13 protein-coding genes are annotated in these 11,139 nt (G+C 67.1%); 8 read left to right on the top strand and 5 right to left on the bottom strand.

Features of this window, described 5'->3' with window-relative positions; translation table 11 throughout:
* The 4 genes from A5727_RS17760 to A5727_RS17745 form a co-directional block, all read left to right on the top strand.
* The coding region (locus A5727_RS17760; RefSeq protein WP_157521438.1) for an MMPL family transporter at positions 1-924 on the top strand (924 nt) is incomplete at its 5' end.
* Positions 921-1,253 carry a DUF732 domain-containing protein gene (locus tag A5727_RS17755; protein WP_068252384.1) on the top strand — a complete coding sequence of 111 codons (333 nt, stop codon included), beginning with the start codon at positions 921-923 and terminating at the stop codon, positions 1,251-1,253. The genes A5727_RS17760 and A5727_RS17755, both read left to right, overlap by 4 nt.
* A gap of 13 nt (positions 1,254-1,266) precedes the next feature.
* Positions 1,267-1,725 (top strand): DUF5078 domain-containing protein, encoded by a 459-nt coding sequence (locus A5727_RS17750; RefSeq protein WP_068252381.1) that lies wholly within the window; start codon positions 1,267-1,269, stop codon positions 1,723-1,725.
* A 40-nt stretch (positions 1,726-1,765) separates the two neighbouring features.
* On the top strand, positions 1,766-2,902 hold the full coding sequence (locus A5727_RS17745; RefSeq protein ID WP_068252416.1) for a phosphotransferase: 1,137 nt from the start codon (positions 1,766-1,768) through the stop codon (positions 2,900-2,902).
* Here the strand turns inward: A5727_RS17745 and A5727_RS27560 are convergent.
* On the bottom strand, positions 2,886-3,059 hold the full coding sequence (locus A5727_RS27560; RefSeq protein ID WP_157521437.1) for a hypothetical protein: 174 nt from the start codon (positions 3,057-3,059) through the stop codon (positions 2,886-2,888). The two genes, A5727_RS17745 and A5727_RS27560, sit on opposite strands and share 17 nt — an antisense overlap.
* 156 nt (positions 3,060-3,215) lie before the next feature.
* Here A5727_RS27560 and A5727_RS17740 point away from each other — a divergent pair, with 156 nt between their 5' ends.
* Positions 3,216-4,040: an alpha/beta fold hydrolase gene (locus tag A5727_RS17740; protein ID WP_068252378.1), complete on the top strand. Its 825-nt coding sequence runs from the start codon at positions 3,216-3,218 to the stop codon at positions 4,038-4,040.
* Positions 4,041-4,901, top strand: coding sequence for a LysR family transcriptional regulator ArgP (locus A5727_RS17735; RefSeq protein WP_068252375.1), 861 nt, complete (start codon positions 4,041-4,043; stop codon positions 4,899-4,901).
* Positions 4,902-4,909: 8 nt separating this feature from the next.
* Here A5727_RS17735 and A5727_RS17730 read toward each other — a convergent pair whose 3' ends face one another.
* From A5727_RS17730 to A5727_RS17720, 3 genes are all read right to left on the bottom strand, one after another.
* Complete coding sequence (locus A5727_RS17730; protein WP_068252368.1) at positions 4,910-5,584, bottom strand: Crp/Fnr family transcriptional regulator; 675 nt, start codon at positions 5,582-5,584, stop codon at positions 4,910-4,912.
* A gap of 125 nt (positions 5,585-5,709) precedes the next feature.
* A complete protein-coding gene (locus A5727_RS17725; protein WP_082949871.1) occupies positions 5,710-6,366 on the bottom strand; it encodes a TetR/AcrR family transcriptional regulator in 657 nt (218 codons plus the stop codon).
* 146 nt (positions 6,367-6,512) lie between these two features.
* Positions 6,513-7,175 carry a GAP family protein gene (locus A5727_RS17720; protein ID WP_068252366.1) on the bottom strand — a complete coding sequence of 221 codons (663 nt, stop codon included), beginning with the start codon at positions 7,173-7,175 and terminating at the stop codon, positions 6,513-6,515.
* Between the two features lie 321 nt (positions 7,176-7,496).
* Here A5727_RS17720 and A5727_RS17715 point away from each other — a divergent pair, with 321 nt between their 5' ends.
* The gene (locus A5727_RS17715; protein ID WP_068252411.1) at positions 7,497-8,495 is read left to right on the top strand and encodes an LLM class F420-dependent oxidoreductase; all 999 of its coding nucleotides are present in this window, start codon (positions 7,497-7,499) and stop codon (positions 8,493-8,495) included.
* Positions 8,496-8,520: 25 nt separating this feature from the next.
* Complete coding sequence (locus A5727_RS17710) at positions 8,521-10,014, top strand: lipase maturation factor family protein (RefSeq protein ID WP_082949874.1); 1,494 nt, start codon at positions 8,521-8,523, stop codon at positions 10,012-10,014.
* On the opposite strand, the gene ligD is transcribed toward A5727_RS17710, so the two are convergent.
* On the bottom strand, positions 9,911-11,113 hold the full coding sequence (gene ligD, locus A5727_RS17705) for a non-homologous end-joining DNA ligase (RefSeq protein WP_068252361.1): 1,203 nt from the start codon (positions 11,111-11,113) through the stop codon (positions 9,911-9,913). The two genes, A5727_RS17710 and ligD, sit on opposite strands and share 104 nt — an antisense overlap.
* Positions 11,114-11,139 lie beyond the last annotated feature (26 nt).

Raw genomic sequence — 11,139 nt, 5'->3', positions numbered from 1 at the left:
TATCAGACGCAGAAGGGCATGCAGGACCAGATGTCGGCCATGCAGGAGAACTCGACTGCCATGGGCCAGGCCTTCGATGCGGCCAAGAACGACGACTCGTTCTATCTGCCGCCCGAGACGTTCGACAACCCGGACTTCAAGCGCGGCATGAAGATGTTCCTGTCCCCGGATGGGCACGCGGTGCGGTTCATCATCAGCCACGAGGGTGACCCGATGAGCCCCGAAGGCGTCAAGCACATCGATGCCATCAAGCTCGCCGCGAAAGAAGCGCTCAAGGGCACCCCGCTGGAGGGGTCGAAGATCTACCTCGGCGGCACCGCGGCGACATTCAAGGACATGCAGGAGGGCGCCAACTACGATCTGCTGATCGCCGGTATCGCGGCGATCTGCCTGATCTTCATCATCATGTTGATCATCACGCGCGCCATCGTGGCCGCGGCGGTCATCGTCGGCACGGTCGTGCTCTCGCTCGGTGCCTCATTCGGTCTGTCGGTGCTGATCTGGCAGCACATCATCGGCATCGAACTGCACTGGATGGTGCTGGCCATGTCGGTGATCATCCTGATGGCCGTGGGTGCGGACTACAACCTGCTGCTGGTGGCCCGGTTCAAGGAGGAGATCCACGCCGGGCTGAACACGGGCATCATCCGGTCCATGGGCGGCACTGGTTCGGTGGTGACCTCGGCGGGCCTGGTGTTCGCCTTCACGATGGCCTCGATGGCCGTCAGTGAACTGATCGTCATCGGTCAGGTCGGCACGACGATCGCGTTGGGTCTGCTGTTCGACACCCTGGTGGTGAGGTCCTTCATGATGCCGTCGATCGCCGCGCTGCTCGGAAAGTGGTTCTGGTGGCCGCAGATCGTGCGCCAACGCCCGCTGCCGGCGGCATGGCCCAAGCCTGAACTGCAGGAGGTGCAGAAATGAAGCGCATCATGATTGCGGGCGCCGCCGCCGTGGCGGCGTTCGCGACGGCCGCACCGGCTCACGCTGACCCCGACACCGATTTCACGAATCAGCTTCACGTGTACGGGATCTACGGCCCGAAGGACTACAACGCCTGGATCGGCAAGATCATGTGCAAGCGGTTGAACCGCGGCGTGGACGCCGATGCCTTCGAGTCCGCGAAGTTCGTCTCCGACCAGTTGGACAAGGACGCCTCGACCGAACAGGCGTGGCAGTTCCTGGGAGCGGCCATCAATTTCTACTGCCCGGACAAGACCTACGTTCTGGCGCAGGCCGCCGAGCGGCACTGAGGGAGAACAGATTATGTGGAGTCGTAAAGTGCGCGCCGGTCTCGCGGTGGCCGCCACGGCGGCGGGACTGCTGGCGACCCCGGCGGCGATCGCCGGTGCGGACAGCACGGACAACTACCCGATTCCGAATCGGATTCTCAAGACGACGTGCACCGTGGACCAGTACATGGCCGCCGCTCGCGACACCAGCCCGGTGTACTACGAGCGGTACATGATCGATTACAACAACCGGCCTCTCGACGTTCAACAGGGCGCTCGGGACCGGATCTACTGGTTCTTCTCGCTGGACTACGCCGGCCGCCGGCAGTACTCCGAGAACACCGCCACCAACGTCTACTTCGAACAGATGGCGACTCGGTGGGGCAACTGGGCCAAGCTTTTCTTCAACAACAAGGGTGTCGTCGCGCACGCCACCGACGTGTGCAACAGCTATCCCGTGACCGATCCGTCGGTCTGGACCTGGATGCACTAGACCCCTTTACAGTCTGCACCAAAAGTGTCACGCTGTGGCGATGGGCAGCATCGCACGCCACGCGTACTCCGCCGTCGGTCTGGCGGGACATCTCGGCCGGGGGGTCGGTCGGGTGGCGGCCGACGCCGTGCTCGGCAGCCGGGTCGGCCTTCCGCGCAGCGCGGCCGACCTCGACACCGCCACACTGTCTCGGGTCATCGGCACCGCCGTTGACTCGGTCACGGTGCTCGACGGCGATTCGGGCACCTCATCCCGCGCCCGGCTGAAGCTGTTCGGCGACAACGTTCCCGACACGGTGTTCGTCAAGCTGCCGGCCAGTGCCGCCGCGACCCGCCTGATGGGCGAACTCGGCCGGCTGGGCCACACCGAGGTGCGGTTCTATGACGGGCTCGCCGCTGAGCTCACCGGCGTGCCGAAGTGCTACGGCACGGCCTTCGATCCGTGGACCGGTCGTTATCTGCTGGTGCTCGAGGATCTTCCGGCAGACGAGTGCGAGTTCCCGGACACGCTGCACCCGCTCAGCGTCGACCGGGCCGCGCTCGTCGTCGAACTGCTCGCCAAGCTGCACGGCACGTTCTGGGGCCGGCTGCCCGCCGACGGACAGGGGCCTCTCGGCTGGCTCTACACGGCGTCGGGCGACGTGACATCGCTGCTGACCGGTTCGCTGATCAGCACGTCCATCAAGCGGCTGTCCGAGCGCACCGACATCCCCGTGGAGAACGGGCGCTTCATCGCCGAGAACTACCGCGCCACTGCGGCATTGATCGACGCGCCGCCGCACACCGTGATGCACGGTGACGCCCATCCCGGCAACGTGTACTTCCGCAGTGGCCAGGCCGGCCTCTTGGACTGGCAGGCCGTGCGACGCGGGCATCCGTCGCGCGAACTGGCCTACACCCTCGTCACGAGCATGGCCACCTCGGATCGGATCAATTCTCAGCGCGATCTGCTCGACGTGTATCGAGCGGCGCTGGCCGCGGCCGGAGGGCCGGACCTCGACCGTGATGACCTGTGGCTGCGCTTCCGGCAGGGCGCACTGTATGCCTATGTCGCGCCGGTGATCACCGCAGGCATGGGCGGTATGCAGGTCGACGACATCGCGCTCGAGGGCGCACGGCGCGGTGTGGCGGCACTCGACGATCTGGAGACGGTGGCGGCGCTCAGGGCGTCGTTGTGAGCAGCGCACGCAGCAGGTAGGTGTCGACGAATCGGCGTTTGGCCGGCATCGATCGATTCCGCCAACCCGCGGTGACAGGAACGACATCGTGGCGCAGGCTGGAGCTGCCGTGGCTGCAGGCCCTCGGAATCACCAGATGGCCAGCATCTTTGAACATCGATCAAGGCGCTCGTCGATGCCGACGGCCCGGTCCTGCCGAGGGAGGAACGCATCGCGGCGCTGCAGGGGGCCGGCTGAATCTGTTGCACGCCGCCCGCCACCTGGCATGATCTGGGTCGGCAGAAGTTGTTCCTTTGGCGGGGAAGGCGGCGCAGTGCCCGCAGTGACCACCGACGACGGTGTCGAGATCTTCTACAAGGACTGGGGCTCGGGGCAGCCCATCGTGTTCAGCCACGGGTGGCCGCTGTCCGGCGATGACTGGGACACTCAGATGCTGTTCTTCCTGGCGCAGGGCTATCGGGTGATCGCGCACGACCGGCGCGGGCACGGGCGCTCGACCCAGGTGGCCGAGGGGCACGACATGGACCATTACGCCGACGATCTCAAGGCCGTCGTCGAACACCTGGACCTGCGGGACGCCGTGCACGTCGGGCACTCGACCGGCGGCGGCGAGGTGGTCCGCTACCTGGCCCGGCACGGAGAGAGTCGGGCGGCCAAGGCCGTGCTGATCTCCGCGGTGCCGCCGCTGATGGTGCAGACCGAGGCCAACCCGGGTGGCCTGCCCAAGTCGGTGTTCGACGATCTGCAGGCGCAGTTGGCCGCGAACCGGTCGGAGTTCTACCGCGCGCTGCCCTCGGGCCCGTTCTACGGTTTCAACCGGCCGGGTGTGGAGTCGTCGGAAGCGGTGATCGCCAACTGGTGGCGGCAGGGCATGATGGGCGGCGCCAAGGCGCATTACGACGGCATCGTGGCGTTCTCACAGACGGACTTCACCGACGACCTCAAGAAGATCACGCTGCCGGTGTTGGTCATGCACTCCGAAGATGACCAGATCGTGCCCTATGCGGACGCTGGGCCGCTCTCGGCGGCCCTGTTGCCGAACGGGACGCTCAAGACCTACGCCGACTACCCGCACGGTATGCCCACCACGCACGCCGATGTGATCAACGCCGATCTGCTGGAATTCATCCGGTCGTAGATGGCTCGGCTCGACTCCGGACAATTGGCCGCCCTGGCTGCCGTCATCGAATTCGGCAGCTTTGAGGCCGCCGCGGCGCACCTCCACGTGACACCGTCGGCGGTGAGTCAGCGGATCAAGGCACTGGAACAGCGTGTCGGCAAGGTACTCGTCGTCCGCGAGAAGCCCTGTGCAGCAACACCGGCAGGCGTTCCGCTGGTGCGGCTGGCGGCGCAGTCGGCTCTCCTGGAGTCCGAGGCGCTCTCGGAGATGACCGGTGAGAGCCGTGGCCTGACCCGGATTGCGCTGGCGGTCAACGCCGATTCGATGAACACCTGGTTCACCGATGTCTTCACGGCGTTGCCGAACGTGCTCTTCGACGTCCGCATCGAGGATCAGGACCTGTCGGCGGAGCTGCTGCGCGCTGGAGCTGTGCTGGGCGCGGTGACCACCGAACGGGCACCCGTCACCGGGTGCCGGGTGCTGCGCCTCGGTGCGATGCGGTATGTGCCTGCGGCGAGCCGGGAGTTCATCGCCCGCCATCTGGCCGCCGGCTTCACGGCCGAGGCCGTGGCACGCGCGCCGTCGCTGGCCTGGAACCGCGCCGATATGTTGCAGGATCGACTGGTGCGCAAGGTCTTTCGCAGGGATATCGCCAGGCCGGTGCACTACGTCCCCACCGCGGCGGGGTTCGGTGCGGCGGTGCACGCGGGGCTGGGGTGGGGGATGTTTCCGGTCGGACTGCTCGACGAGGGGATGGTGCCGCTCGCGGAACAGCACCTCGACGTGCCGCTCTACTGGCAGTGCTGGAAGCTCGACAGCGCCACCATCACGGCCCTGACCGATGCGGTCAGGTCAGCGGCCCAGGGGCTGTCCCGGTAGCCGCCGACTCAGCGTGCGCGCCGGGCCAGGCGCGCCGCGTCGTCGATGAACACGGTCTTGCCCTGTCGGCGAATCCATCCGCGCTGGACGAAATCCGACAGCGCCTTGTTCACGGTCTCGCGCGACGAGCCGACCAACTGCGCCAGCTCCTCCTGGGTCAGTTCATGGTCGACGCGCAGCGATTCGCCGTCCCGAACGCCGAACCGCTTGGCGAGGTCCAGAAGCTGCTTGGCAACTCGGCCCGGCACGTCGGTGAAGATCAGGTCGGACAGGCTGTCGTTGGTGCGGCGCAGTCGGCGGGCGAGAACCCGCAGAAGCTGTTCGGCGATATGCGGGCGATCCCGGATCCACGAGCGCAGCGCCGCGTGGTCCATGATGACCACTTCGACTTCGGTCAGGGTGGTCACTGTCGAGGTCCTCGGACCCGGGTCGAACAGTGCCAGTTCGCCGAACATATCGGCCGGGCCCATCAGCGTGATGAGGTTCTCGCGGCCGTCCGGGGTGCGGCGGCCGATCTTCACCTTGCCGGAGGTGATGATGAACAGGCTCTCGCCCGGCTCACCCTCGCGGAACACGGTGTGGCCGCGCGGATACACCGCAGGCTCGAGTGATCGGGCGAGGGCGGCGACGGCATCGGGAGCAACGCCCTGGAAGATGCCGGCCCGCGCCAGGATTTCGTGCACGCGCGGTCCTTCCGTCGCTGCGATGTCGCAGATCTCTTCGATCCGTAACCCTACGCGAACCTCCGGCACCGCGGCGCGGGCGGTGCCACCCCGTGGGCGACTCGGCCGTCGTGAAGCCGCCGCGGCTACTGACGGGTCGGCCCCTTGGGGGCCGGTGCCGGGGAAAGCCCGTTACGCACCAGGATCTGCGCGTTGGACACGACATCCTCCACCGATTCCTGGCGCGGGTCCCACCACTCGGCCGTCCAGTTGAGTGCCCCCATCACGAGAAGGCGGGCCATCCGCGGATCGAGGTCGGCGCGGATGGCGCCGTCGGTGATCGCGTCGGCGAACAGGTGCTGCCAGATTCGCCCATAGGCCGCCTCCTCCTTCTTCTGGCGGGTGCGCAGGTGGTCTGGCACCTGGCCGGAGTTGCGGATCGAGGCGGTGGTGTAGTCGGACAACTCGAGTTCGTGGCGCAGGTGGGCCTCCACTCCGGCCATGATCCTGTCCATCGACGAGGTGTCGGGCGGCAATGCGTCCAGGGTCGTCTGCAGGTGCTCCCGCATGTCCATGATTCCGCAGTACATGACCTCCTCGATGAGATCCTCGCGGGAGGGAAAGTAGTAGTAGATCGCCGGGGCCTGCAGTTCGGCGTACTCGGCGACGTCGGTCAGCCGCGTGCCCGCAAACCCTTTCACGCTCAGGACGTGGGCCGCGGCATCGAGGATGCGGGCCCGCGTGCGCTGGGACTTCGAGCCGCCACCCGCGGCACGGGCGGCCGTCCCGGGTTTTCTCGGCATCGGTCAATGATAGGGCGGCAGGTGGCCCGCGTCGGGGTTCTCACGGGGCCTGACCATCCCTGCTGACCTGGGAAGAGGTGGTTTCGGCGGCTCAGGTTCGGGCGCTCCGACGGTTGTCGCAGCGCTCCGGATACTGGGGGATCCGATCAGAGCGCTCGCAGCCCACTGAGGACCAGCACCGTCCCGATCACGACCAGGCTGACGAGCAGCAGGGTCGTGCCGTGGCGCTGCAGCCATGCCCGGAACCGTTCGAGGTGCGGGTCGATGCGGTGTGAGGCCACCGCGTAGGCCAGGATCGGCACCGCGGCGCTCGATCCACCGAGGAGGGTGAAATACACCACCGCAACGGCGTCGGCGCCCGGGCCGAGGCCGGCGGTGCCGATGGCGTATCCGGCGCCGGCGCACGCCAGCACGAGTTTGGGGTTGGCCACGGTGAGTGCGACGCCCGCCACCGCAGACCAGCCGGGGGTGATCTCCTTGATCCGCGTCAGCCATCGCGGTGACTCGATCCGGCCGGGCCTGCGCCACTGCGCGACGGCGGCGCCGAGCAGCAGCATGCCGAGGATGATGCGCACCCAGGCGCTCACGGCCTCGTCGGGTGCGCGGTCGATCTGCTGCAGCAGGCGCGGGACCTGCAGGAAGAGGATTGTGACGGCGGCCTTGCTGACCAGCCAGCCGCCGATGAAGGCCAGGCCCGTGCTGCGCGGACGTGCGCTGTGCAGCACGAGGGCCAGGGCGGGAATGATCGTGAAGGGGGAGATCGCCACGACGGCGGCCAGAGCGGTCAGTTCGCCGAGGAGCTTGAGCACCGTGAAGTAGTTACCGGTGGCGACACAGTGCGCGCAAGAGTTCCACTCAGCCGGACTGGGCGCGCGGCCGGTCCGGCGAGGTCGATCAGCGGGCGGGGTGGTGGCGGTGGAAAAGCCGGAACTTCAACCAGCGAATGTCGAGAAGCACTGTCATCACCTGTCTACGAAGGACTCGCATGTGTCGAGCCGGCAGTGGCTGCGACACCATTGAAATTAGTGGCGCACTTTAAGGCCGCAGGTAGCGACACATAATTCTTCGGTAAGAACTGCCGCGGCCCCGGGCGATCGTTTCTCGCCTCGGTGTGCGGGTACACGGACGGCATGACTCGTTTCGGCTACACCCTGATGACCGAGCAGGCCGGACCCCGTGAGTTGGTTCAGCATGCTGTGGCGGCAGAGCGGACGGGTTTCGACTTCGAAGTCTGCAGTGACCACTTCTCGCCGTGGCTGACCACCCAGGGGCACGCCCCGCACGCCTGGACGACGCTGGGTGCCGTCGCGCACGCCACCGACACGGTCGAGCTGATGACCTACGTGACCTGCCCGACCATGCGTTATCACCCCGCCGTCGTCGCGCAGCAGGCCGCGACGCTGCAGATACTGGCCGACGGCCGGTTCACGCTCGGTCTCGGCAGCGGCGAGAACCTCAACGAGCACGTTGTCGGGAGGGGCTGGCCCACAGTCACCCGCCGGCACGAGATGCTCACCGAGGCCATCGCCGTCATCCGCGAACTCCTGACCGGTGATCTCGTGGACTGGAAGGGTGAACACTTCCGCGTCGACTCGGCGCGGCTGTGGGATGTGCCCGACGACGGTGTGCAGTTGGCCGTCGCCGTCTCGGGGGAGGACTCGGTGAAGGCCTTCGCGCCCCTGTCGGACCACATGGTCGCGGTCGAACCCGACGGCGATCTCGTGCAGGCGTGGCACTCCGAGCGCAGCGGCGCCGGGGCTGCGGCCCCGGCGCGGGTGATCGGCCAGATCCCCATCTGTTGGGATCCCGATCCCGAGGCGGCGCTGCAGCGGGCCCATGACCAGTTCCGCTGGTTCGCCGGGGGGTGGGCGGTGAACGCTGACCTGCCCACTCCCGCCGGTTTCGCGGGCGCGACACAGTTCGTCCGACCCGAGGACACCGGAGAGTCCATCCCTTGTGGACCGGACCTCGATCGGATCGTCGACGCCGTCAGTGAGTACTGGAAAGCCGGATTCACTGATATTGCGCTGATTCAGATCGGCGGCGATCATCAGGAGATGTTCCTCAACGAGGCAGCCGGCCCGCTGCTGGAGAAGCTGCGCACGGCCGCCGGGGCGACGAGCACCTGAGACGCAGCAGGGGGCGGCCATGTCGATGGACTGGTTCGTCGATCCGCAGTACACCTTCGCAAGATCGGTGCTGCAGAGCGGCACCGCGGCGATCTACCTGATCGCGTTCGTGGCGGCGGCCCGCCAGTTCCGCGCGCTGATCGGCAGTCACGGTCTGACCCCGATCCCGGTGTTCCTGCGGCACAGCTCATATCGGTCCGCGCCCAGCCTGTTCCGGCTGCACTACAGCGACCGGTTCTTCACCGTGGTGTGCTGGGCCGGCGTGGTGCTGGCGGGAGCGCTGATGGTCGGCGCCGGTGATCTGGTACCCCTGTGGGGCGCAGTGCTCATGTGGCTGGTGCTGTGGCTGCTGTACCTGTCTATCGTCAACGTCGGCCAGCAGTGGTACTCGTTCGGCTGGGAGTCTCTCCTGCTCGAAACTGGATTCCTGGTGGCCTTTCTCGGCAATCATGAGGTGTCACCGCCCATCCTCGTGATCGTCGCCGCGCGGTGGCTTCTGTTCCGGGTCGAGTTCGGCGCCGGACTGATCAAACTGCGTGGCGATCCGTGCTGGCGAGACCTGACGTGCCTGCAGTATCACCATGAGACGCAGCCGATGCCGGGTCCGCTGAGTTGGTTCTTCCACCACCTGCCGCGGCCGCTGCACCGAGTTGAAGTGGCGGGCAACCACTTTGCGCAACTCATCGTTCCGTTCGCCCTTTTCGCGCCGCAACCCGTGGCCAGCATCGCGGGGGGCGTCGTCATCGTGACCCAGCTGTGGCTGGTGGCCTCGGGCAACTTCGCGTGGCTCAACTGGCTCACCATGATCCTCGCGTTCAGCGCGATCTCCTGGGGCGGCGCGGGCCCAGAACTGCCGGCACCGACCTGGTACGCCGGCGTGGTCGTGGCATTCACGGCGCTGATCGCGGTGCTCAGCGTGTGGCCGCTGCGAAACATGCTCGGCCGACGCCAGCGGATGAATGCCAGCTTCAACCCGCTGCATCTGGTCAACAGCTACGGCGCCTTCGGCAGCATCACCCGCCGGCGCGAGGAGTTGGTGATCGAAGGGACTCACGACCACACGATCAGCGAGCACACGGTGTGGCGCGAGTACGAATTCAAGGGCAAGCCCGGCGACGTCCGCCGCTGGCCCCGCCAGTGGGCGCCCTACCATCTGCGCCTGGACTGGCTGATGTGGTTCGCGGCCATATCGGCCAACTATGCCCGGCCGTGGTTGTCGACGCTGCTCCAACGTCTGCTCGAGGGTGACGAAGACACCTGCAAACTGCTGCGCGACAATCCGTTTCGCGATGATCCGCCGAATCTGGTGCGTGTCCAGCTCTATCGGTATCGGTTCTCCACGTGGTCCGAACTGCGGCGGGACGGGACGTGGTGGCAGCGGACCCTGATCGGGCCCTACGTCCCCGCGGTCGGTCTCAGCGGCGCCACTGCGCGCCCGAGTAGTTCTCCCAGGGCGAGTAGTCCGCGATCAGTTCCTCCTGGGCGGGACGCTGATCGGCCGGGACGTGCTGCAGGTTGATGCGGACGCGGTACCAGATCGACGACGGTCCACGCATACCGTCGATCAGGATGTCCACGGGTTTCAGCAGCGCCGCGGCGTCGGCGTGCTTCTCCTGCCACGTGTGCAGCGCGGCCATCGCCTCGTCACGGGTCTTCGTCCGCGCCACCTCGATCAGGTTGGCCGCCCGCGCGGCCTTGGGGGCCTTCTCGGCGGGACCGAGTTCCTCGGCCAGCGCCAGCAGCTGCTCCAGACCGCCTGCCGACGAGTCCATCTCGGCCCAGGGGTCGCCGATGCTGGCGTAGCGTTCGGGCACCGTCGCCACGGTGAAGTCCTCGGCCCGGCAGGTCGGCACTTCGGCCCAGTGCAGTGGGGTGGACACGCGGGCATCGGGCCGCGACCGCACCGAGTACGCCGACGCGACGGTGCGGTCCTTGGCGTTCTGATTGAAGTCCACGAAGACGCCTTCGCGCTCCTCCTTCCACCATCTGCTCGTCCCGAGGTCGGGGGCGCGCCGTTCGACCTCGCGGGCCACGGTCTCCGCGGCGAGCCGGACTTGGCGGTAGGGCCAGTTGCGGTGGATGCGCGCATAGATGTGGAACCCTCGTGACCCGGAGGTCTTGGGCCAACCGGTCAACCCGTGATCGGACAGCACCTCACGGACGACCATCGCGACGTCGAGGATCTGCGGCCACTCGACGCCGGGCATCGGATCCAGATCGACCCGCAGCTCGTCGGGGTGGTCGAGGTCGTCCGCGCGCACCGGGTGCGGATTGAGGTCGACGCAGCCCAGGTTGACCGCCCACACCAGGCCCGCGGCGTCCTGCAGGACAGCCTCCTCGGCCGAGGTCCCCGAGCGGTACTTCAACTCCGCGACGTCGATCCAGTCGGGCCGCTTCTTCGGCGCGCGCTTCTGGAAGATCGCCTCTTCATCGATCCCTTTGACGAAACGTTTGAGGATCATCGGCCGGCCCGCCACACCGCGCAACGCGCCGTCGGCCACCGCGAGGTAGTAGTTGATCAGGTCGAGCTTGGTCACACCCGGATCAGGAAAGATGACCTTGTCCGGGTGGGTGACGGCGACCTCGCGGCCGCCCACCTCCAGGCGCATGTCTGCCATCGTATGGGCACCGGGATCGACCGCGC

The organism is Mycobacterium sp. ACS4331 (genome assembly GCF_001667265.1).
Lineage (GTDB): Bacteria > Actinomycetota > Actinomycetes > Mycobacteriales > Mycobacteriaceae > Mycobacterium.
The sequence above is the reverse complement of the archived record's forward strand: the minus strand, read 5'-3'. Positions and strand labels throughout refer to the sequence as shown.

What these genes read in the sequence shown, in the direction of transcription:
- A5727_RS17735 (WP_068252375.1), top strand. Translation starts at nt 4,041, where the DNA reads ATGGCTCGGCTCGACTCCGGACAATTGGCCGCCCTGGCTGCCGTCATC.
- A5727_RS17710 (WP_082949874.1), top strand. Translation starts at nt 8,521, where the DNA reads ATGGACTGGTTCGTCGATCCGCAGTACACCTTCGCAAGATCGGTGCTG.
- A5727_RS17745 (WP_068252416.1), top strand. Translation starts at nt 1,766, where the DNA reads ATGGGCAGCATCGCACGCCACGCGTACTCCGCCGTCGGTCTGGCGGGA.
- A5727_RS17715 (WP_068252411.1), top strand. Translation starts at nt 7,497, where the DNA reads ATGACTCGTTTCGGCTACACCCTGATGACCGAGCAGGCCGGACCCCGT.
- ligD (WP_068252361.1), bottom strand. Translation starts at nt 11,113, where the DNA reads ATGGCAGACATGCGCCTGGAGGTGGGCGGCCGCGAGGTCGCCGTCACC.
- A5727_RS17725 (WP_082949871.1), bottom strand. Translation starts at nt 6,366, where the DNA reads ATGCCGAGAAAACCCGGGACGGCCGCCCGTGCCGCGGGTGGCGGCTCG.
- A5727_RS17750 (WP_068252381.1), top strand. Translation starts at nt 1,267, where the DNA reads ATGTGGAGTCGTAAAGTGCGCGCCGGTCTCGCGGTGGCCGCCACGGCG.
- A5727_RS27560 (WP_157521437.1), bottom strand. Translation starts at nt 3,059, where the DNA reads ATGTTCAAAGATGCTGGCCATCTGGTGATTCCGAGGGCCTGCAGCCAC.
- A5727_RS17755 (WP_068252384.1), top strand. Translation starts at nt 921, where the DNA reads ATGAAGCGCATCATGATTGCGGGCGCCGCCGCCGTGGCGGCGTTCGCG.